Annotated in this window: 21 protein-coding genes; 6 read left to right on the top strand and 15 right to left on the bottom strand. The window is 61.7% G+C overall.

Annotated elements, in window-relative coordinates; genetic code table 11:
• Positions 1 to 79: 79 nt before the first annotated feature.
• Complete coding sequence (locus tag RIN13_RS14305) at positions 80 to 349, bottom strand: hypothetical protein (RefSeq protein WP_309108008.1); 270 nt, start codon at positions 347 to 349, stop codon at positions 80 to 82.
• 307 nt (positions 350 to 656) lie between these two features.
• On the opposite strand from RIN13_RS14305, the gene RIN13_RS14300 reads away from it, so the two are divergent.
• Positions 657 to 836, top strand: a complete 180-nt coding sequence (locus tag RIN13_RS14300; RefSeq protein WP_309108007.1) for a hypothetical protein — start codon at positions 657 to 659, stop codon at positions 834 to 836.
• 53 nt (positions 837 to 889) lie between these two features.
• Positions 890 to 2,062: a pyridoxal phosphate-dependent aminotransferase gene (locus RIN13_RS14295; RefSeq protein WP_309108006.1), complete on the top strand. Its 1,173-nt coding sequence runs from the start codon at positions 890 to 892 to the stop codon at positions 2,060 to 2,062.
• 9 nt (positions 2,063 to 2,071) lie between these two features.
• On the opposite strand, the gene RIN13_RS14290 is transcribed toward RIN13_RS14295, so the two are convergent.
• From RIN13_RS14290 to RIN13_RS14270, 5 genes are all read right to left on the bottom strand, one after another.
• On the bottom strand, positions 2,072 to 2,815 hold the full coding sequence (locus RIN13_RS14290) for a cupin domain-containing protein (RefSeq protein ID WP_309108005.1): 744 nt from the start codon (positions 2,813 to 2,815) through the stop codon (positions 2,072 to 2,074).
• The gene (locus RIN13_RS14285) at positions 2,812 to 3,747 is read right to left on the bottom strand and encodes a PmoA family protein (RefSeq protein ID WP_309108004.1); all 936 of its coding nucleotides are present in this window, start codon (positions 3,745 to 3,747) and stop codon (positions 2,812 to 2,814) included. Before RIN13_RS14285 ends, RIN13_RS14290 begins: the two co-directional genes overlap by 4 nt.
• Entirely contained in the window at positions 3,744 to 4,889 is a 1,146-nt protein-coding gene (locus tag RIN13_RS14280; protein WP_309108003.1) for a Gfo/Idh/MocA family oxidoreductase, read from the bottom strand. Before RIN13_RS14280 ends, RIN13_RS14285 begins: the two co-directional genes overlap by 4 nt.
• Positions 4,890 to 5,065: 176 nt before the next feature.
• A complete protein-coding gene (locus RIN13_RS14275; RefSeq protein ID WP_309108002.1) occupies positions 5,066 to 6,151 on the bottom strand; it encodes a LacI family DNA-binding transcriptional regulator in 1,086 nt (361 codons plus the stop codon).
• Positions 6,152 to 6,310: 159 nt separating this feature from the next.
• Entirely contained in the window at positions 6,311 to 9,871 is a 3,561-nt protein-coding gene (locus tag RIN13_RS14270; RefSeq protein ID WP_309108001.1) for a discoidin domain-containing protein, read from the bottom strand.
• Positions 9,872 to 10,113: 242 nt separating this feature from the next.
• On the opposite strand from RIN13_RS14270, the gene RIN13_RS14265 reads away from it, so the two are divergent.
• The 3 genes from RIN13_RS14265 (at position 10,114) to RIN13_RS14255 (ending at position 12,366) form a co-directional block, all read left to right on the top strand.
• Positions 10,114 to 10,905 (top strand): zinc permease, encoded by a 792-nt coding sequence (locus RIN13_RS14265; RefSeq protein WP_309108000.1) that lies wholly within the window; start codon positions 10,114 to 10,116, stop codon positions 10,903 to 10,905.
• A gap of 150 nt (positions 10,906 to 11,055) precedes the next feature.
• The gene (locus tag RIN13_RS14260) at positions 11,056 to 11,802 is read left to right on the top strand and encodes a GAF and ANTAR domain-containing protein (RefSeq protein ID WP_309107999.1); all 747 of its coding nucleotides are present in this window, start codon (positions 11,056 to 11,058) and stop codon (positions 11,800 to 11,802) included.
• 129 nt (positions 11,803 to 11,931) lie between these two features.
• Positions 11,932 to 12,366 carry a hypothetical protein gene (locus RIN13_RS14255; RefSeq protein ID WP_309107998.1) on the top strand — a complete coding sequence of 145 codons (435 nt, stop codon included), beginning with the start codon at positions 11,932 to 11,934 and terminating at the stop codon, positions 12,364 to 12,366.
• Positions 12,367 to 12,382: 16 nt separating this feature from the next.
• On the opposite strand, the gene RIN13_RS14250 is transcribed toward RIN13_RS14255, so the two are convergent.
• The 4 genes from RIN13_RS14250 to RIN13_RS14235 all read right to left on the bottom strand — a co-directional run bounded on the left by RIN13_RS14250 (position 12,383) and on the right by RIN13_RS14235 (position 14,663).
• Positions 12,383 to 12,694 (bottom strand): hypothetical protein, encoded by a 312-nt coding sequence (locus RIN13_RS14250; RefSeq protein ID WP_309107997.1) that lies wholly within the window; start codon positions 12,692 to 12,694, stop codon positions 12,383 to 12,385.
• Between the two features lie 11 nt (positions 12,695 to 12,705).
• Positions 12,706 to 13,425, bottom strand: coding sequence for a GAF and ANTAR domain-containing protein (locus tag RIN13_RS14245; RefSeq protein WP_309107996.1), 720 nt, complete (start codon positions 13,423 to 13,425; stop codon positions 12,706 to 12,708).
• A 321-nt stretch (positions 13,426 to 13,746) separates the two neighbouring features.
• Complete coding sequence (locus tag RIN13_RS14240; RefSeq protein ID WP_309107995.1) at positions 13,747 to 13,941, bottom strand: hypothetical protein; 195 nt, start codon at positions 13,939 to 13,941, stop codon at positions 13,747 to 13,749.
• Positions 13,938 to 14,663 (bottom strand): phosphatase PAP2 family protein, encoded by a 726-nt coding sequence (locus RIN13_RS14235; RefSeq protein ID WP_309107994.1) that lies wholly within the window; start codon positions 14,661 to 14,663, stop codon positions 13,938 to 13,940. Before RIN13_RS14235 ends, RIN13_RS14240 begins: the two co-directional genes overlap by 4 nt.
• A gap of 186 nt (positions 14,664 to 14,849) precedes the next feature.
• Here RIN13_RS14235 and RIN13_RS14230 point away from each other — a divergent pair, with 186 nt between their 5' ends.
• The gene (locus RIN13_RS14230; protein ID WP_309107993.1) at positions 14,850 to 17,003 is read left to right on the top strand and encodes a transglycosylase domain-containing protein; all 2,154 of its coding nucleotides are present in this window, start codon (positions 14,850 to 14,852) and stop codon (positions 17,001 to 17,003) included.
• A gap of 46 nt (positions 17,004 to 17,049) precedes the next feature.
• Here RIN13_RS14230 and RIN13_RS14225 read toward each other — a convergent pair whose 3' ends face one another.
• The 5 genes from RIN13_RS14225 to RIN13_RS14205 all read right to left on the bottom strand — a co-directional run bounded on the left by RIN13_RS14225 (position 17,050) and on the right by RIN13_RS14205 (position 21,442).
• Positions 17,050 to 17,448 carry a hypothetical protein gene (locus RIN13_RS14225; protein WP_309107992.1) on the bottom strand — a complete coding sequence of 133 codons (399 nt, stop codon included), beginning with the start codon at positions 17,446 to 17,448 and terminating at the stop codon, positions 17,050 to 17,052.
• Between the two features lie 199 nt (positions 17,449 to 17,647).
• The gene (locus tag RIN13_RS14220; protein WP_309107991.1) at positions 17,648 to 18,793 is read right to left on the bottom strand and encodes a Gfo/Idh/MocA family oxidoreductase; all 1,146 of its coding nucleotides are present in this window, start codon (positions 18,791 to 18,793) and stop codon (positions 17,648 to 17,650) included.
• Positions 18,790 to 19,581, bottom strand: coding sequence for a ThuA domain-containing protein (locus tag RIN13_RS14215; RefSeq protein WP_309107990.1), 792 nt, complete (start codon positions 19,579 to 19,581; stop codon positions 18,790 to 18,792). Before RIN13_RS14215 ends, RIN13_RS14220 begins: the two co-directional genes overlap by 4 nt.
• Positions 19,582 to 19,623: 42 nt before the next feature.
• The gene (locus RIN13_RS14210) at positions 19,624 to 20,469 is read right to left on the bottom strand and encodes a carbohydrate ABC transporter permease (RefSeq protein WP_309107989.1); all 846 of its coding nucleotides are present in this window, start codon (positions 20,467 to 20,469) and stop codon (positions 19,624 to 19,626) included.
• Positions 20,462 to 21,442, bottom strand: a complete 981-nt coding sequence (locus tag RIN13_RS14205; protein ID WP_309107988.1) for a sugar ABC transporter permease — start codon at positions 21,440 to 21,442, stop codon at positions 20,462 to 20,464. Before RIN13_RS14205 ends, RIN13_RS14210 begins: the two co-directional genes overlap by 8 nt.
• Positions 21,443 to 21,446 lie beyond the last annotated feature (4 nt).

The raw sequence follows: 21,446 nt of genomic DNA, 5'->3' as shown, positions 1-21,446 counted from the left end.
GGCTGGTCGCCGCCGCCCGGCCGGAACCCGGACATCCGGCCCGGGCCGTGCTGAATCCTCCGCTCATGCGGCCGGTGTCTTAGGCGCCAGTACCTTCAGGGCCGTGCTCCCGACCCCGTCGGGACCCGTTATTGCTGCTCCGCTGCCATCGGCGAACAAGGTCAGCTGCTGCCAGCCCTCCAACAATGGGCGTGATGGCGACTGCCGAATAAACGAAGATCAGCCAGGCAAGGGTGGCCAGGGGTGGTTTGGGTGCACTGAGGAACGACAAGTTCCCCAGTACTGCTGCCGCCCAGAAAAGCAGGACACCGCCCAGAACGGCAGCGCCCGGAATGAATTCCTTCCGCATGTCAGCCCCTTGGTCTCATGCCAGGCCGTGGCCAAGGAAGGGCATGGAGCGGACAGAGGCGGTGGATTTTGCGGCGGTGAATCCGGCAGCGGCGGTTGAATTCGCTGGCGGCCGATCCGGCGCGGTGCAGTGTGCAGGTCATGGCAATCCTCAGAGGAAACGGAGGCCACTGCTCAACCGAGACCATAGTAGGCAGACAGCGGTCAACGGCCCTCAACTGCCGCGCCTGACACGCCGGAAGTGCTGCGGAAGCCCTCGACCGGGCCGAAAGCACAGCCGTAATATTGAAGCCACGAGGTGCATGAAAATGTCTGTGGCAATGGCCGTGGTGCTCATCCTCCTCGGCCTGGTTTCCTTGGCGGCCATGATCGGCACGGTCGTCCTGGTGATCCGCGACGGCCGGGGGCACACTCCCGTGGAGCCTTCCGTGCGTCCATGGATGGCGGGGAACCTTCCCAGCCGGCCGTATTCCACCGTCCGCTTGTAGCCCTGCTGGCCGCAACTGCGGCCGGGCAGCTGTTTTCGAAACGAGGCAATCCGATGAGATCCCGGCCCCGCCGGCTGCACCATGTAGCCGGATTCAGTATCGACACAGTAGCCGCGGCGGCAGGGGACGACCCCGCCATCCTCAGGCTGGAAAATCTTGACACTGACCTCCTGCCGCCCTTGGCTGCAATAGAGGCAACCCGTGCGGCAGTCGGAATGGATTCCGCGAACTCATACCTTCCTTTTACCGGGCAGCTTGCTGCCAAACAGGCGGTAGCCGCGCAAATAGCCGAGCGGACGGGCATCGCTTATGACCCGTCGTCCGAAGTGATCCTGACATCCAGCGACGGTGATTGCCTGCTTAATGCACTCCTGGCAGTGACGGATCCAGAGGACGAAATCCTGATGACGGACCCGACCTACGCCGGCATGCTGAATCGCGTATATCTGGCCGGAGGAGTGCCCGTGCTCGTGCCGATGAGGGTGTCCGACAACGCATGGCGGCTGGATCTTGAGGCGTTGGAAGCCGCCGTCTCGCCACGGACACGAGCTGTTTTCCTCCAAAATCCATCCTTCCCTTCGGGCTACCGGCTCAACGAAGAGGAGTGGAGGGCCCTTACTCACTTATGTGTTGATCAGGACCTTTGGCTGATCTACTGGTCATTCATGGAAGGGGTTATCTATGATGGGCAGCCGATCCTGAGCCCGGTAACGTACCCCGGAATGCGGGAGCGGACAGTAATTATTGGCGCAGCCTCCATCGAGCAGCGGATGATCGGTTGGCGCATCGGCTGGATCGTGGCGCCGGCTGAAGTCATGTCGGATCTCGCCGTCGTCCACATCTATAACGGCATCACGCCGGGCGGCATAGCCCAAGCCGGCCTGATCGCCGCATTGAACGACGGCGACGGCGGTCTTGCGCAGTGCGTCGAGGAGTGGCAGCGGCGCCGCGATGCCCTCACTGCTGCCCTCGACGGTTTTGCCATGATCCCGGCAGCCGGCGGCTGGTCCCAGATCCTGGATACCGTGGAACACGGCGTCGACCCTGGCGATCTTTCCCGCGTCCTTTTACGCCACGGCGTGGCTGCCACGGCCATGACAGGCTGGGGCGGAGAAGTTGCAAACCGTCACCTCCGGCTCGTGTTCAGCAACGAGCCCGTGGAACGGCTGCAACTGCTCGGTGACCGCTTCAGGGCGGCAATGCGCGAAGCCGGTGGTGACGTTTAGGCTACGCAATCAGGCAGGTATCCCCGGGGCCCAGGTCTGCAGCCTTCCGCACATTCCGAACAGCCGCTCTGCGCTCCGGGGGTTGGCCCGCGCCACCGATGCCTTGGCAAGGTGTGAGCCCTCACCTTGCTCCAGGTCAGTAAGCCAGGTGTCTGTTTCTTGGGCCTCAGCCAGGACCTTATCGGCCCACAGCTTCCGCCACTCCGGAACCCGCCTCCGCACCACGTTCACTGCCGCCTTGTGGAATTCCTCCAACGCCGCATAGCCACGGTGTTCGACGTCGGCCCTTAGCTCCGCATAGCCGGCCAAAGCGGCGTCCCGCCGGGCCAGGGCAGCTGCGGCAACCACCTCTTCGCCGGCGTCCGGCGACGGCAAGGTGGCCAGCCGCCGGTACCGTTCGGGGTCTGCGAGGACCTCCGGCCCGAAGGTGAGGACGGCGTCTCCGGCTTCGGGGAGCCCTGCGTTTTGCATCACCACCAGAAGGTCAAGGTCTCCGCCGTTGATGAGCCGGTGAACAGTTCCGGGGCTGAACCACAACAGGTTTCCGGCGGTCAGATCGTGGGCTGCATAACCGTGGCTGCTGAGGGTCTCCACCTGTCCTGTCCCGCCGATGACCAGGTAGGCCTCGGTGGATGCGGTGTGCAGATGCGGCGAACCGCCGCAGACCCCATCTTCAGCAGCCCAATCGTAAACGGCGAGCCGCGTCACTGCGGTCCCACCAGGGAAAAACGGCAGTTCCTGCACAATGCTCATCGCGTGCTGCCCACTTTCAGGTTTTCGAGTGCCTGCCGTCCGGCTTCCGCGAGGTCGGCAAGCCTTTCTTCGGTGGACTCACCGTTGGCCGCGACGAAGGAGTAGCGGCTGGTCAGGGTGGCTCCGCTGCTAAAGAGGACCTCTTCGCTGAAGAACGGTGCCGGCCCCATGCAGGCAAAGGGCTCGCTGCGCGTGAACCATTCGGGTGGATGCTGCGCGTTGCGGTGATCGTCCACCATCATCACAGTGGAGTGGTTGCCCGTGCCGTCATGCTGCCCTACGAAGGCGAGCCATTCTCCACGGCCGCCGCGCAGTTCTTCTCCGGAGCGCCCGTCCGGCCCCAGAATCCGGCCGCCGGTGAAATCCCGCGGTCCCCGCCAGAAGAGACCCCCGTAACCCGCATTCTCGCGTCCCTCCGTGGTGGGTGAACCGATCCTGATGTCATGGCCGGACACGTTCTGCATGGACGTTTCGAAGGCGATGGCCCAGGAACCGTCATCCGGGGACTTCGAGATTTCCAACGTGCGAAGCTCATCAACCACGTGTTCCCGGGACTGGCTCCACCATGCGAGCGAATGGCTGAAACGGAAGCGATCCTCAACCATGCCTGCATCAATAAGGTCCTGGTGTTCCATGGAACCGTTGTTTGGCAACCACCGATAATCCTTGCCCCGGCGATAACTGGGGCCGCCCCAGAAGTTGTCTTCGCCCAGGTGCGGCAGCGACCAAGCGAGGCCCTTGTGCCAGGTGTGGTCGTGAGGGCGGAAAACACTCAGTGCGTCTCCGGCAAGCGTCCGCAGTGTTTGGAAACCTGGCCGCGGTGATTCGCGCTGCGCGTCGTCCGGAATGTAGGTATAGCCGGCAATTTCGACGCCGCCGACGCGCACCGATATTGCCCTGCCGCTGTCCTCCCATTCAATCCCGGCGCTCATACGTTTGCGCTCTCTTTTTCGGGAACTTCCCCGGACAATTCGGCGGGCTGCTGCTTCCACGGTTCCCTGTGGCCGTCCATCCGGGTGAAAAACGCGTGCCCTTTATTAATTTCACCTTTGCGGATTGTTTTTTCTGTGATGCTGGAGGCATAGATCGCGGCGGCCAGTTCCATGGTGGGGTACGCTCCGGCCAGCGAGACTGGCGGTACTTCTCCACCTTTAAGCTGGTCCAGAATCACGCTGTACTGCGCGCTGTGACCGCTGGGGATGTTGGTTTCAGCAGCCGCCCACAATTCTGCGAGTTCCTCCGATCCGGGTGCCGGCGTCAGCGTCCAGTGATCGTTGTCGTAGCCGTAGAGATGCTCCAGCTCCAGGGTGGCGTGCTCAAAGTCCAGCCGAAGCTGGGAGGTTTCGCGCGGGGAAATTACCGAGTTCATGATGGTGGCGATTGCTCCCGACTGGAACCGGACCACACCGGCTGACACATCCTCGGTGTCCGTTTTCCTTGCAAGCTTGGAGGCGAAGGCTGTGACTTCCTGCCAGGGGCCGAAAAGGTGCACCAACAGATCGAACTGGTGGATTCCGTGCCCCATGGTGGGGCCGCCGCCTTCCACATCCCAGAGTCCCCGCCAAGGCACATCAAAGTACGCCTGGTTCCTGAACCACAATGTGTTGCACGTTCCCACGAGCGGCCGGCCCAGCCGGCCTGCGCCGTGCAGGGCCAGAACGCGCTGGGCACCGGAGCCGAACCGGTGCTGGAAGACGCAGCTGACAGATCCGCGGGATGCAGCCTCCGCCTTTATCAGGGTGCTCATTTGTTCCAGCGAAAGAGCAGGAGGTTTTTCGATGACCACATGCAGGTCCATGGCGAGGGCCTCCAGGGCAAGGCCCATGTGGCTTGCCGGGGGAGTGCAGATGACTACGAGGTCCAGCTCTCCATTGGCAGCAGCTGTGCGGAGATCGGGCGCCGTCCTCTGCATGCCCCATTTAGCGGCGAATTCCCTGCACCGGCCAGGATCAAGATCAACTGCCACGGCTAGCTCAACGTTCTCCTGCGTGGAAAGGGCGTCGGCATGCGCGTGGGCAATGCCTCCCGTCCCTATGATTCCTATGCGCAGCGGGCCAGCGTGCGGATTCCACATAATTTGCTCCTTGGGTTTGTCCTTTGGCGGCCCTGCTGGTTCCGTACCCCTGCACCGAAAGTGATCGATAACAAACGATTATGTTATCGATCACTTTAGCTGTCAATGGAACGGGGCAAGTTACGGCAGTGCCAGGAAATGACCCCTCAACTCAGGGCTTCGCAGGCAGCCCCAACCTAGTGGTCGAAGGCTGCCAGTCGTGTGGGGTTGGGAGCTGCCGTGGACTCGCGGATCACCAGTTCGATCAGGCCTGGCCTGGTGTCATCAGGCGACGACTGGACCGGAGTCTTGCTGGCCGTGTTCCCTTGGATGATGCCCACGAGCTCGCTCATTGCCTGCCGGCCCTGGGCTTCAAGGTCCATGCTCACCGTGGTGAGTGAGGGAACCAGATAGCGGGATTCGGGAAGGTCGTCCCAGCCACAGACGCTGATGTCTCCAGGCACCTTGAGGCCACGTTCATGAAGGGCCCTCATCAGGCCGCTTGCCATCTGGTCGTTGGCTGCGAACACGGCCGTCACCCCGGCGTCCATCGGGAGTTTTAGTCCGGCCTGGTAGCCCGAGGCGGCGGACCAGTCGCCTTGGGATTCACCAACAGAGGTCAGGCCCAGCCGGGCAATCGCCTCCCGGTAGACGGCCCGCCTGTTCCTGGCGGAAGGCCATTGCTCCGGTCCCGCCACATGAAAAAACCGGCGGTGACCCAGTGTTGCGAGATGTTCCACGATCTGCGCTGCCGCGGAGCCGTCGGCAAGGGTACCGCGGGCCCGCATCTTGTCGTCATATTCTCCGGCCACCACAATGGGAACGCCGGAGTGCGCGGCATCGAGGTGCTGCTGCATGCCGCCCAATGGGACAAATGACAGGACTCCCGCCGGTTGCTCGCTCCCGAGAAGTCCCAGGAGGCGGCTTGAGCGGGTGTCTCCCATGCCTTCAAGCGCGATCACATCCACCAGGTAGCCAGCCTCATGGGCAGCCGCCGAAGCCCCATTGAGCATCCTCACCGGGACAAATTGAGTGGCTTCCGGAACGATGATGACTATCCGGTAGACCTGCCTGGTCCTCAGGGAACGCGCAGCCATGTTCGGGCTGTAATTCAGCTCCACGATGGCCTGCTGGACTTTGGAAACCGTGGCGGGTCTGAGTCCTCCGCTGCCCCGTAAATGCCTGGACACCGTCTGATGTGAAACGCCGGCCAGCCGCGCCACCTCATAGATCGTGGCAGGTTTGGCCGCAGCCTCGCCACCCGCGGTCTTGTCAGTTTCCACAGCAATGCCTCCGCAGCAGGACGTCTGAGTTTGTCTGATTTTCGGTTGGTGTCAGGATAGCCCGGGACCAGGGACGCGAGTGGCCAACCATGCCCAATACGACGGGAACCCCGCCTGAACCGGACGGTCCTGACGGGGCTCCCGCTATTGCTGCCGGCCCTACTTTTCAGTGGCGAAGTAGCTGACGCATTCTCCTTCACCCTTGAAACCAGGTTCCACGTTGGTGGCCCAGCCTCCGTTCAGGCATTCCTGCTTGCCAGTAACGAAGGCCACCCGGTACTCCTTGAACGCGCCGTTCGGTGCTTTTACCGTGACTATAGCAAGGGGATTCTGCACTGTAGCCTGAGCGACTGAGACGTTTGCGTTCGTGTCCAGGGCATAGCCCGCGACGGTGGGAACCTCCGTCGACGCCGTCAGCACCTTGTATTCAGTGGTTCCGGAGTCGAAGCCGACGACGGATCTTTGATCCACGAGCAGGCGGCCAAGTTCCGCAGCTCCCGCATCAGCCAGCCGTGTTCCCGAAATCGCAACCTCGGCAACCTTGGTGTAAGAACCGGGAGTGGCCAGCGAGACGCGGATGCCGCGGGTGGTCACGGGGTTGAAGGTCACCTTCACGGGGGACGTCGTGGTGAGGCCGGTAATCACACCTGCCGAGGTTTCCTGCCAGCCTCCCTGTCTGTCCTGGAACTGGACGCTCAGGCTTTGGGCTGCGTGTTCGGCAAGGGTCACAGTGACCGAATCCACCGTGTAGTTGCGGGTGAAGGCGTAGCTCAGGCTGTCAGCATTCCGGCCGCCGCCCACCCAGTTGGACCACCGCGTGGTGGTGTTGCCGTCGCACGTGTTTTTCGGTGCATAGGAGGCTTCCGAGTAACTGGCGGTCGCCGTCGTCGAGGTGTCCTCCTTGCAGATATGGGTGCTGGCTACGCGGTCCACCACCAGGACGGTAAGGACCGCGTCCAGAGGCTTGGAACCGGCGACGCCGGTTGCCGCCTTACCGGCGACGGTGACCGTCCCGGTGGATTCCAGCACGGCTGCAGACAAAGTGCTCCAGTCCCACGTCACTGCAAGGTTGTTCCTGGCTGTCCCGGTGCCGATCTGGCCCGGAACATGCGTGGGAGCAGCAGCCCGGACCTCTGTGACGGCCGATCCAACGCCCACCGTCAGCGAGACAGGATCGGTGGCCACGTACTTGCCGACGGTGACTACGAGCTCGGCGTCGTTGAAGGTTTTGCCGTAGCGGTCGACGCCTGATCCATGCAGTGTCACGGTCCCGCGCTTGTTCCAGACTGCCGGGTCCACTGCTTCCCACTGGACCGCGATGGGGCTTCCCGGTCCCTTCTCGTACAGCGGAACGACTGTGCCGGGCAAAGCGGGGGCAACACCAAGGGGAGTGCTGAGGTCAACCCTCCGGGTTCCCTGCAGCACCAGGTCCTCGAGGTCCTCGAATCCCCACGCCTGGTGGACATTGCTGGTGGCGGTGGCCGTCGATCCGCTGGATGAGGCCAGGGCCACTGAAGAGCCGGCAGCGGTCTGGCTGCCGGAAACCTGGAGCGCGATGGCGGCAGCAGCGTTCACCAGCGTCCATTGCTTCCCGTTTTCGGTGCTCACGATCCACTGGGCCTTGGGCTGGGCCTTGGCCTCCTCCAGGCTCAGGCTGGCGAGACGGGCAGACCCCGACTGGCTTCCGTTCAGGATCCCGCCATCCCCAGTCAGCACCTTGCCATCCTTGTTGGTGACAACAAACCGCCGGTCGTGGGCGTATTCGTCGTCGGCCTTCACGGCGTTGAACGTCCACAGCTGTGGCGCGATTTCCGTGGCATTCGCGCCAAGGTCCTGGATGGAAACAGTGGAGTCCGCTTTAGCCGTGAGGTACTTTCCGCTGGCTTCGCCGCCAACCTGGTAGGTGTGGCCGTCTTTCACGGCGGGGGCGTCTTCAGCCACACCGCTGACGCCATCCACCAGGAAGGTTACTACTGACGCAGCCGGAATCTCCAGCGTTGCCTTCTTTCCTGCACGGTCCACAGGTACCGCTGCACCCTTGATCAGGGCGTTGCGTTCGATGTCCTCAATGGGCGACTTCGTGGTGATCACGGGGGTGACTGTGGCGCCGTCGCCAATGCTGCCGAACTTGGAGAGGTCGATAGTAACCGTCTCGGGGGCCGCGTTGTCATTGAAGTGCACCAGCGTGGCACCGCTGCCGTCTGCCCGCAATGCGCTCGCGGTCTCCGGGTTGTCGTTGGCGATGAGGAAATCGCCAGGACGGACGTAGTGCGTGAAGTTTCGCGTGGTGTTGTATTTCTGGTTTGTCAGGACACGGCACTTGGCGTCCTGAGCGGAGTCGCCGTCGTTGAGCCGGCGGTTGGAAGAGCCCACACGGCCTTCATAGTTGCAGTCGAAGTCGACGTAAATGGAGCCCCAGCCACCATTTCCGTGTTCCTGCTTGTAGGTGTCCTCCACCGGCTGCCAGAAGACCCAGGCCTCCGGCTCAAGCTCGCGGAGATCGTTGACCATGCGGCCCGCGATGCCAAGGCCGTTATTAATGTTGGAGCGGTCCCAGCCTCCTGTGGTGTCCCCGAGGGCAGGGTTGCCGCCCCAGGAACCGCCTACTTCACTCATCCACAGGGGTTTCTGGGTGGATTTCGCGAGGTCCCGGACGCGGCGCCGGTCGTTGGTGCCGTAGGTGTGGACGTTGAGCTGGGCGACGGCGTCCTTTGCCTGCTGGCTGTAGGCGTTCCAATTGTTCATGAACTTCGTGGGATCTGTCTCGTCCATCGCGGAAATGACGGCATCAGTGGTGGTGCCGTCCTTGCCGAGCTCGCCCGCCAGCAGCTTGGTGACGCGGTCCTGCGCGGGCGGGTAGATCAGGGCGCCTTCCTGCTTCTGGGTGTAGGAAGTGGGTGGCTTGCCGGTGACGCTGTCGATGGTCGTTGACCAGTAGCCGGAGTTCGGCTCGTTGAAGGGGTCAATGGTGTCAACCTTGATGCCGCTTCCCTTCTCCAGAAGTTCGACGGACTTCTTCATGTAGGCGGCAAACTTCTGCTCAGCCTGGGGCAACAGGTTCTCGCCCTTGTTGGTGCTGACCTGGCCTGAGACGTACCCGCTTTTGGTCATGAACCAGGGTGGCGAGTTGCTGAAGGCTTCCCAATGAGTGATCTTCTGGTCGGCTGCGAGGCGTTCCACCCACCACCGCTGGGTTTTGTCGGCGTCGGGGTTGTAGGAGGCGGGGTCATCCGGGTTCCACTGGTTCAGGAATGCGAGCTTGTTTGCCTGCGTCGCGTCCACTGAACCGTCAGGCCGGTACAGATTCGAAAGTACGGGCTTCTCGGCGGTAGCTTCCGTTACCGGGTTCCACCAGCCCTCCACGGCGCTGCCGTCGTTGAGGTAATTGGCTACGTCGGATGCGCTTCCTCCGCCCACGTTGTAGCGGGCAATGTTGAGGTTCAAGCCGTTCTCGCCAAAGACCTTCTGGTACAGCTCTTCACGGATCTCCTCCGGGTAACCGCCTGTGGCGTTGGCGAACCAGACGAGGCTGGTCCCCCAACCCTGGAAGGCCTTGCCCTTGCTGGCAGGGTTGGGAGTGATGGTGACAGGAGTACCTACCGTTTCGGCGGCAGTTGCAGGAGCCTCACTGCCGGAGAAAGCCACCAGTCCCGACGCTGCTGTTGCAGCCATGACGGCCATTGCCGCCGAGCGCCGGAACCGGCCTTCGGAAATCGTCATTGTTCAGCCCTTCGTCGTTGGAGAGTTCTTGATCGGGCTGCCGTCATCCGTCAACGACGTCCAGCCGATCCGCTACCCGCCGACGCTATTACCGCCACAGGCGACCCACAAGGAATGCGAACACGAACGAACAAACTCGATCATCAACATGCAAGGGGAGCCGAAGCAAATCGTCCGCAGTATTGTCCTGCCTGTTGTCCGGGCCTATTGTTCCCGGACCGCGCCGGATCCATACTGACAAAATGTTGATGGCGGTCCTCTTTGGCGCAGTGGCCTCCAGCGCCTTGCTGGTCGGGGCCTTCATCGGCGTGAGGTTCGAGTTGCCCAAGCGGCTCCTCGCTATCCTCCTCTCCTTTGCCTCGGGCGCGCTCATCACCGCCCTGACATTTGAACTCTTCGAAGACGCCTACGAACGGGGTGGAATAGAGCGGGCCGCCATTGGGCTTTTTGCCGGCGCTGCGGTATTTACAGGCCTCAGTGCCCTGCTGGACCGATGGGCCCAGCCGGGAGCCGGAGGCGCTCCCGCAGATGAGTTCCAGGGGAGTGCCAAACTTGATACGGACGCCGCGGCTTCCGACCGCCCACCCACGGCTTCGTCCACCCGCGGCGCTGCCGGAATGGCCCTCCTTGCCGCGGTGACGCTGGACGGGGTTCCGGAGAACGTCGCCCTTGGTATCTCGCTCGGGGAAGGGACCGGCGGGCTGGCCTTGCTGGCGGCCATCTTTGTTTCAAACCTGCCGGAGGCCCTTGTGGGGGCGTCGTCCATGAAGGCGCAGGGAAGAGCTTCAGGCCTGGTCATCGGGCTGTGGACAGCCTGTGCTGTGCTATTGGTGCTGGCAGTCGTCCTTGGCGCAGGGCCGCTTTCGGGAAGCGACCCCGGAACAATTTCACTGCCTTTGGCGTTCGCCGCCGGTGCCGTCATAGCTTCGCTCGCCGACACACTCATGCCAGAGGCCTATGAGCACGGCGGCCCTGCGGTGGCCTTGAGCACAGCCGCAGGCTTTGTGCTTTCCTTCGTTCTGTCCCTGGCGTGATGACCAGGATGCGTGCCTGGGACCCGCACAGTCCCGCCCGGAAGGACTATTCTGGAGAGTACCGTTCAGCAGCGTCCGGGCCATGCCTGCCTGTGCCTCGCTGGAGTTTCCCGCCTACGTGTTGAGGCAAGGTGGAGAGGGGGCCTTCCCATGGCCGGTGACGCCAAGAAGGAAACGGCGGCGGAGATTGGACTCCATCTGCAGGACCTGGTGTTGGACAGCTCAGACGTGGGGGAGTTTCTTAACGAGCTCGCGGCCTACTCCGCGGGCAGCCTGTCCAAGCCAGGCCTGAGTGTCTACTGTGGCATCACCGTAATCCGGCGGAAACGGGCACTGACAATTGCCAGCAGCAATGATTGCGCACGGGCCATGGACGAGCTGCAGAACACTTTCGGTGAGGGGCCGTGCCTGACTGCGATGAAGGAAATGGCCACCATTCATGTGCCGGATCTCCGTGATGAATCACGCTGGCCGGACTATGTCCATGCCGTAGGAGGTCAGGGCATCCTGTCCATTCTGGGTGTGCCGCTTCCTCTCGAAGGGGAAACGAGGGCGGCGCTTAATCTGTACTCGCCGGAGGCCCATGGATTCTCCGGGGAGGACATTGCTGAGGCCGAAGATTTTGCGGAACGGATCTCGAAGAACCTGCGGCTGGCACTGCGGATAGCGCAGCTGACCGAAGCGCGCAATGACCTCGCGGCCGCAATGCAGTCCCGGACCACTATTGACCTCGCTGTCGGAGCGATCATGGCGCAGAACAGGTGCAGCCAGGATGCCGCCCAACAGATGCTGAACAGGGCCTCGAACAGCCGGAATATCAAGCTTCGGGACGTGGCCGCGGGGATCATTGCATCCATCAGTGAGGGCTCGGCTGTGCACACCCACTTTGACGAGTAGGGGGTGCGAGGGGCGTCTTGTGGACGGAGCCGGGTGCTTGTCGGATTGGCTGGCGGACGTTAGCCTGATCTCGGGAGCATCGCTCAAGCAGCGTGGGCATAGGCCTCCCATACAGCAGGAGTTCTGTCAGTGTCGACCATCTCCAACCGCTTCGTTCCAGGCGGCGCCCACCATCCCTACAGCCAGCGGCTGTGGTGCACCCAATGTCATACCGATCGTTTCCTGATCGTCGAGTCAATCGAAGCACCCGAAGGAGGGGAACGGGACCACGTCAGGGTTTCCTACACGTGCGGGGAGTGTGAATTCTTCTACGAGCATGCTGCTGGTGTGCCGCAGGTGGCGGCGATCCTCAACCGTCCCGGGCCCCCAAGGTCGCTGGGGGTATTGCAGTTTGGCGGGGAATACATCCACTGCGGTGAACCTATGCACGTGGCCGGTTCCGAGCTCCGCAACGCCTATGCCGCCATGAAAACGGAGCGGGAGCCTGAAGCGCTCCTGGACGTTTACCTTCGGACCCGCGTCCTCAGATGCAATTGCGGCTTCCAGATGGAGATCCCTGACTGAACCCCTCCTGCCTGCTTCAGGTGTTCCTCTTGGAGTTCTTTGTGCCGGTGCCGCCGGCGTCGTGGCTGTCCTCGAGCTCCTCAGCGTAAGGGGCACGTGGCAGCGGTGGAACTGCTTCGATCAGTTCGTTGGCGGCGCAGGCCAGCAGGTCCCGCTGCAGCATGGGCAGGGAGAATAGTCCCTGCAGGTACGCGTCGACCTCGTATTCACCCACAGCTCCACCGATGCTGAAATACGCCAGCCATAGGTCCGCTGGGGTGATGTCAGCGGATTTAAGTGCCTTCCTGAGCAGCCGGCACTGTTCTTCTTCGTGGGCTTCGAACCCCATCGGTGACTCCTCTACCCGCGGCGTCCCGGTATAGCCGCAATGATCCGACTGCACTCTTCCAAGAGCGTTGTCCGGTCTGTACGGACGCGGCTCAGGAGTTCTTGCATTGCGTCGTCGCTGCTTAGTCCATGCCGCTCCATCAATATCCCGGTCGCCCTCGCTACGGTGTCCCTGCTGTAAAGCGCAGTTTCGAGCGAATTGCTGATGCGGCGCGGCGTTTCAGAACTCTGGACGTTCGCCAGGAGGGTGGCGGCAGGGCCTGCGAAGAGTTGAAGGAGCCGGCTTGTTTCCCCGTCATAGATCCCGGGCTGGGCGGCGTAGATTTTTAGCGCGCCGAGTGATTCTTTGCCCGCTGTCAGTGGGGTGCTCAACACTGAACGGATGGGGAGATCCTTCATTGCGGCGCACCATTCCGGCCACCGGGTTTCCGTCTGCACGTCCTCGACGAGAATTGTTGCTTCCGAAGCCCATGCGGTCAGGCATGGTCCCTGCCCCAGCTCGTATTGTGCGGTATCCGCCCGTTCCACAATCTTGTCGGTGGCCGCGCTGCTGGTGCGTCTGCCCTGCGTATCGAGGAGGGAGATACCTGCCCCCAGCGTCCCCGGAATGGCCTGCTTTGCGGCTGCTGCGAGCAACTGTACAGCGCGGTCAACTTTCTCCTCGGTAAGGAGGAGTCCCTTCACCCGGGCGATGACAGAAGAGAGTTCGTCGAGGGGAAGCTGTTTGGACATGATTGCCTCTTGGTCGGGTTCGGGGGCGTGGGCTCAGACCCCTTTCGGGGGTTCCCCAGCCCACAAGCCGGCTTCTTCCAGCATAGCCTCATGCCCGCTTGAGCGCCGGAAACCGCTACCGCCATAAGTCTGACTCAAGGTTGAATCAAGAACGCATTTTTTGGGCTTTTGCAGCCTGAATACGCTGTACTTTGTTCTCTAAGCCTCCGCTTTCCCCCGAAGACCGGAGTGCCTGGAAGCCCCCGCGCTTGAGTCACAGGCTCGCGCAGGGGCTTCCGTCATGTCGGCCGCGTTGAGGATGGTTCGTGTCAGGGCGGATGCTTAGAGCGGGCCTCTTGACCTGAAACCGTAGGGGTTCTCTGCGGGACCCCCGGATGCACTGTCGTGACCCTCCTGCCAGGCATTCCTCACAGAGGTGACCAGAGCTGCCAGCAGCCCGTAGTAGGGATGATCGGGGCCCAGGAAAATCATTTCTTCATCGGCTTTTTCCAGAACCATCTGGATGTCCTTACTCATCTGCCACCTCCTCCTTTTGGAGTATTAGCCATTCTGACCATGAGGGAGGACCTGCGCAATGGCGGTTCGATCAGCCTGTTCCAGACGGGCAGCCAGAACAGTACGGCGGCCGTACTGATGAGTACGGCACCCAAAACATCACTGGGGTAATGCACGCCCAGATACAGGCGGGAGTATGCAACCACTATGACGAGAACTGCGCCGGCGACGGCAGCGACTGTTCGTTGATGCCGGGTCTGCGCCAGCACGAGAATGGCACCCCACACGAGCGCCGCTGCGAACGCCGTGTGCCCGCTGGGGAAGCTGTCGTGGCCGGCTTCTGCGATCAGGGCTTGCGTGGCGTCCGCCGGTGGTCTTAGCCGGAGGACTGCGATTTTCCCCAATTCGGAAGACAGCCACCCAACGGCAACCAGCGATCCGAACGCGATCGCTGTGAGCGGCTTCTTCAGAATCATCAGGAGCAGGCAGGCGAGCGCGAGAATAATGATGTTCCCCAGCGGGGAAAAGATGGCATCAGCGGTGAGGAACAGTCCTGTGAGCACGGGGTTTCGCCCGGGAACGAGCAGTTGATCCATTGCCAGGTCCGGCCCCGGGGATCCGTAGGTTTTCCCCAGATATCCCAGCCCCAGCGTCAGCGCAAACAGTCCGAAGGACGCTGCCAGTAACAGCCAGCTTTGGCCTGGCATGCGGAGGCAAGGCAGGGGGCGGCGTGGTTCCTTCATGTCTACTTTCTGGCATGGATCTGCAGGAAAAGGAGGGGGTTCAAGTCTTCCACCGGAAGTATTCCACGTGTAGGTGGGAGGACGCTGAGCGGATGGCGGGGGCCGTTCACCGCGGCGGGCCTCTGGAACGCCGAGTCGGCCGGGCGTATTGTGGAAACACGTTGCACCACGTTGAGTTGGAGAGCCATGGAGCTGAAAGATAGCCCAAAGCTGACTCTTGGTGGGGCCCTCGCAAGGGTCCTCGGATTTTTGGTGGTGAGTGTGCTGTGTGGCGTGATTGCGGCCGGTTTTGTGGTGCCCGCAGTGGCCGTCACAGGGACGACTGTGAGCAATTCCGTTGCCTTTTTCAACAACCTCCCGGGCGAACTGGACGTAGACGCTCCATCGCAATCCACCAAGGTTCTCACTGCTGACGGTAAACCCATTGCCACGTTCTATGCCGAGAACCGCGTGCGCGTACCGCTGGACCAAATCTCGCCCCATATGAAGAATGCCGTTATTGCCATCGAGGACAGCCGTTTTCACGAGCACGCAGGCGTTGATCCTCAAGGCATTGTGCGGGCACTGAGTTCGAACCTCAGCAGCGGGGGGCGGCAGGGTGCGTCCACGATTACCCAGCAATATGTCACCAACGTCCTCAACGAATCCCGCCTCTCCGAAGGCAACACCGAAGAAATCGTGCTCAGCGGCCAAAAAACAATCGGTGACAAGCTGCGTGAGATGAAGCTGGCCCTTGAACTTGAGAAGAAGTTCACCAAGGACCAGATACTCGAGGGCTACCTGAACATTGTTTTCTTCAATGCCAATGCCTACGGGATAGAAGCCGCATCCCGGTATTTCTTCAGCACGTCGGCCAAAGAGCTAAATTTGCAACAGTCCGCGTTGCTCGCGGGGCTGGTCAACAGTCCCAGCTTCTACGACCCCTCAGTGAATCCTGAAAACGCGCTGCAGCGGCGTAACCAGGTGCTCGGAAACATGCTCGAAGAGCGGATGATTCAGCAGGCAGAGCATGACGCGGCCGTGGCCTCCGGCGTCGAACTTAAGATCACGCCGTCAAAGCAAGGCTGCGCTGGGGCCGAAATGGCCGTGTATTTCTGCGACTATGTCTCGCACCTGATCCTCAACGACCCTGCGTACGGCGCTGATATTTCCGAGCGTGAGCGGCACCTCTACCGCGGCGGACTGACCATCATCACCACATTGGACAGCAGATTGCAGGGGCCAGCCCAGGCCCAGGTGGACGCGACGGCAGGGCCCAACCCTGATAAGTGGGGCGCTGCCCTGGTAACGGTCCAGCCAGGTACCGGAAGAATCCTGTCCATGGCCCAGAACACTGTTTTCCTTCCTCAGGAAGGCAAGTTTGATACTCAGCTGAACTTCAACGTCGATGCCAAGGACGCCAACGGAGGTGACCTCAACGGGGCCGGCGGCTTCCAGCCCGGATCTACTATGAAGCCGTTCACGTTTGCCCAATGGCTCAATGAGGGCAAATCCATGACGGCCGAAGTGGATGCCTCGCGGCGGACCTATCCGCTTAATTTTCCGTGGCGGTCCAGTTGCGGGAAGGTGCTAGGCGGCTACAGCACGGCCGAAAAGAATGCTGGCCTGGGAACCGCGGACGACCTGCAGAATGCCGATGAAGGGTACTACCGGAAAATGCCCATCAACTATGGGCTGTACAACTCCATCAACACAGCGACGTTCGCGTCGGCCACCCAGCTGGACTTCTGCGGAATCCAAAAGATGGTGGACGCAGTAGGGATCCACAGCGGCCTGGATGGTGCTCCAGTCAACATGCACCAACTCGGCAACCTCCTCGGAGCAATCGGGGTTGCCCCGCTCCATTTGGCCAATGCCTTTGCGACCTTCGCGAATGACGGCAAATACTGCACTCCGATCGCCATCCTTGACGTCACCGATCCCAGCGGGCGAAAATTCCCGGCTCAATCAACCAGCTGCCGGGACGCTATCAAACCCGAAGTTGCCCGCGGTGTGAATGCAGTCCTGCAGGACGTGTTGAAAGTGGGATCAGGGGTACACATCAACCCCAAGATCCACGACAAACTTCCCACGGCCGCCAAGACCGGAACGTCCAACAACAACGGCGCCAGTTGGGTGGCTGGCTACACTTCCGGACTTTCCACCGCATCATTCTTTGGGGACACCCTGGAAGGTCAGAGCCGGCCGGGCCACAATCTGACCATCAACGGCAAGTTCTATCAGCGGGTTGACGGCTATATGATCGCCGGCCCGCAATGGGTGAACTACATGCTGCAGGTTGCTGGACTTTACCCGGCGGCACCATTTCCCGGCCCACCCGCGTCAATGATGAAGCCCTGAGAGCTACGCTGAGGCCCTGACTCCCCACCCATTGACAGGACTGCAGCTAGCCGGCCGCCCGTGCCGGGACCAACCGCGTCTCCGTCTGATCCCGGAACCAACGGGCCAGTTTCTTGCCTTTGCCCTTCCACCAGTTGTCTTCGTCCTTGCTGGCGTGGAGACGGAAGACCAGGGCCACCATGATGAACGTCCCGAACGCCACGTCCATCCACGCCCAGAAGGCCGCGTCCATCAGAACGCCCACAGCGGTGACCAGAATCGATGGCAAGGCCAGTGTGCGGAAACCAGTGTTGGCCACGTACCTGCCGTGGGATCTGGGCACCGAGAGCATGCCGACCAAGTCAAAGCACAGGCAAACCACCACCATGGTCTGTCCGAGGACCAACAGGATCATGCCGGGCAGAGTGGCTCCAAAGGAAGCCAGGGCCAGCAGCCCGGAATTCATGACGTGACCCTGTATTTGAGGTCTGCGATCGGATCCATGTTGGCGCTCCTTGATGACGTCTTTGACCGTTGACATGACCCCGGCTGCTGGGTTTCCGGCGTTATGGACCCAGAATGGCCGGACAACATCAAAAATTTCGTCAGTTTCGCAAAAAATCACCTCAAGTTCCGCGGCTGGCCGCAGCCGTGACCGTCCTTGCCTAGGGCAGCCGGCTTGGCTCCGCCACCAGTGCAGCCCGGACGGTCGGCCACGACCGCAGAATCTCCAGGACCTCAGGATTGCGCTCGGCGGCGAGGCACTGGGCGTAGGACTCCTCCAGGAGGGCATCCACCATAACCCTCTTCCCGCTGGAAGCACTCAGCACGGCCGACTCCACCATGGCCAGGCTCATGATGTTCTGGTGAACCTGCCCCATGGGCGTGGCACCAGTCCGGAGCGCCGACACGAAATCAACCAGCGCGCCAGCGATCTCCTGGCCCGGATCCTCGCTTTCGAGCTCGCCGACAGGTTCACGATAAGCAGCGGCAGACTCCACGAGGGGCTCATTGTCCCCATCCCAGATCACCGATCCATGCTCACCGCTGATCCGCCACGCTGCATTCCAGGACGTCTCAAGGCCAGGGCTGCACCAGCTGCCAGTGAAGACAAATCGTTCGCCGCCGGACATCTCGAAGATGGCCGTGGCCGCGGCATCACCCCGGTACCAGCTCCAGGATGGGTTGTACTCCTCGCAGAAAACGGACACCGGATCCGCGTCCAGCAGGAACCTGGCCATGTCGAATTGGTGGATGGCCATGTCCAGCAGGAGTGGATGCTCCATGGCGTCACGGAATCCGCCGAAACGGGGGGCTTTGAAGAAGTCCGCCGACACAATACCGACGTTCCCGATCGAGGAGGCGAGGCGCTTGGCGGCAAAAAGCTGGGGGTTGTACCGGCGGGACTGGCTCACCATAAAGAGCTGCCCGGAAAGCTCGGCAGCGGCCGCGAGGGACATCCCCTGGGCCAGCGTGGAAGCCACCGGTTTCTCACCCAGGACCGGCAGCCCTGCTGCCAGCGCCTCGGTGGTTACCGGGTGGTGTGCGGCCGGAACGGTGACGTTGATGACAGCCTGGGCGCCGACGTCGGCCGCTAACCGGGCGGTGCCCGTTCCCACGGGAACAGGGCGGCCTACCGCCGCGGCACCGGCACTGGCAGCCGCGAGATCGAGGTCAACGATTCCCGCGAGTTCGACAAGAGGGGACACCTCCACGGCGTTCAGCCACGCGCGGCCCATACCGCCGGCGCCGACGACGACGACGCGCAGGGGAGTCCCGTCGTCGGGAATGGTGGCAAAGGAGTTGCTCACGCCCTGGCTCCCTGGTAGCTCTTGCCGTTGAAGAAATCGTTGGTTTCGTAGCGGAGCAGCTCCGGGTAAACGCGCTCGGGACGGTCAGTGAGTGCCCACTCGACCGCATTTGAGATCACGCGGCGGACGTCCTTGTGGTGGTACACCGGGTAGTCCTGGTCGCCCGGGCTGAAGAAGAAGATCTTGCCATGGCCACGGCGGAAGGTGCAGCCGGAGCGGAACACTTCCCCTCCGCTGAAGGAGCTGATGAACACAAGTTCCTCCGGAGCGGGGATGTCGAAGAACTCGCCATACATCTCCTGCTCGTCTATCACGATGGGGTGCGGAACACCCTTGGCGATGGGGTGGGTGGGATCCACAGTCCACACGAGTTCGCGGTCCTGCTCGGAGCGCCAGCGCAGGGTGCAGGAGGTGCCCATGAGCTTTGTGAAGATCTTGGACCAGTGGCCCGAATGCAGAACGATCAGGCCCATCCCGGAGAGCACGTGGCGGTGCACGCGCTCCACAACTTCGTCACTGACGTCGGCATGGGACATATGGCCCCACCAGGTCAGGACGTCAGTGTTCGCCAGAACCTCTTCTGTAAGGCCGTGTTCGGGGTCATCCAGCGTGGCTGTGCGGACGGTTACCCTGGTGCCGAGGTTCTCCTCGATGCCTTCCTTGACGGCTCCGTGCATGCCCTTTGGGTACAGGCGGGCCACGAGTTCGTCGTGCTTCTCGTGCTGGTTTTCACTCCACACGGTGACACGGATTTGTGCTGTTTCAGCGGCGTTTGCGCTGGTGGTCATGGTCTCTCCTGAATTTTGGTTCGGATTGGGGTTGGATTGAAACTACTTAACAGCTCCGCTGGAGGTGCCCGCCGCGATGTATTTCTGCGCCGCCACGAGCAGGATGATCGCAGGGATGGAGGCCAGGACGGCCGTGGCCATCACCGAACTCCAGTCGTTCACGTAGGCGCCGATGTACTGGAAGATGCCCAGTGTTACCGGCCGGACTGCCTCTGTGGTGGTGAGCGTCAGGGCGAAGAGGAAATCGCTCCATGCGAACAAGAAGGTGAAGAGGCCTGCGGTAATCAGTGAATTGCGGCTCAGCGGAATGACAATCGAGAAGAATGCCCGCAGATGCCCGGCACCGTCGACCTTTGCCGCTTCGATCACTGATGAAGGCAAGCCGTTCATGAACGCCCGAATGATCAGGATGGCGAACGGTATTCCATGGGCCGAATCCGCCAGGATCAGTCCGGGGATCGAGTTCAACAAACCCAAATCGTTGTAGGCCGTGTACAGCGCATTCGCTACGACGATCCCTGGGATCATCTGGCTGATCAGGATGGCGAACAGCACCACCCCGGCGCCTTTGACCTTGAAGTAGGCCAGGGCGTAGGCGGCGGGTGCGGCGATGGCCAGGCTCAACAGCACACTGCCGAGCGAGATGACCAGGCTCGTCACAAGGTTTGGCCCCTGCTCCCGGATGGCCGTGAGATAGCCCGTGAAATCCGGGTTGAGGGGCAGCCAGGTTGTGTCCACCGTGGCTCCGTTCGGCTGCAAGGACGCGTTGATCATCCAGTACACCGGAAAGAGCATGATGGCCAGGAACAGGATGGCCAGGGCTGTGTTCCCCCAGTTCCGGGGCTCAGCCTTCTTGTGAATCGGCCGGGTCATGGTTTCCTTACTCATCGACTGCCCTCCTGCTCGCCCGGAGGTACAGGACTGCAAACACCAGCGAAATGATCACCAGGACGTTCCCCAGCGCTGCACCTTCGCCGAACTTGAACTCCTGGAAGGACAGGGCATAGGACTGAGTGGCAATGGTTTGCGTGGAGTTGGCAGGACCGCCGTTCGTCAGACCCAGGATGATGTCCAGCACCTTGAGCGTGTAGACGACCCCGAGCACCAGGACCACGCTGACTACCGGCTTGAGCATGGGCCAGGTGATGTAGCGGAAGGCCTTCCAGCCCGTGGCTCCGTCGAGGGAGCCCGCTTCATAGAGTTCGTCCGGAATTTCCTGCAGCCCGCCGTAGAGGATGGTCAGGTTGAACGGAATCCCGATCCAGATGTTTACCCCGACGACGGCAATCAGCGCCAGCGATGTGCTGGTCAGCCAGGGAACACCTGTCTCGATGATGTTCAGATCCCCGAGGAAGCGGTTCAGCGCGCCGCTGTCCTTGTCCAGGATCCACCGCCAAACGGCGCTGGACACAATCAGCGGCAGCAGCCACGGGAGCAGGAGCAGTGAGCGGAGGATCCCGTTGAGTGGAAATTTGCGCTGAAAGAAGATGGCAAGGGCAAGGCCGATCACGAACTGCCCCAGGATGGATCCGATGGTGAACAATGCCGTGTTCAAAAGCGATGTTGAGAACAACGACGACGACAGTACGGTGACGTAGTTCTGCACGCCCACCCAGGGGGCTTCTCCCGTGAAGAAGGTGGCTGTGGTGTAGTCCTGGAAGCTCATGATCACGTTCTTGACCACGGGGTAGCCAAAGAACAGGGCCATATAGACAACGGCCGGTACCAGGAAGAGCCACTGGAAAAGGCGTTCTTTTCGATGGCGGTTGCGCCGGCGCGGAACCAAGGGTGCCTGATCCACCGCCGGCCCATGCTGCCTGGATTGCGCCTTCGAAGGTGACAAGTCAGCTGCTAGTGACATGACT

This window comes from Arthrobacter sp. (assembly GCF_031179985.1).
Taxonomy (GTDB): domain Bacteria; phylum Actinomycetota; class Actinomycetes; order Actinomycetales; family Micrococcaceae; genus Arthrobacter.
Note: the sequence above shows the minus strand (reverse complement) of the source record. Positions and strands in the feature narration are given on the sequence as shown.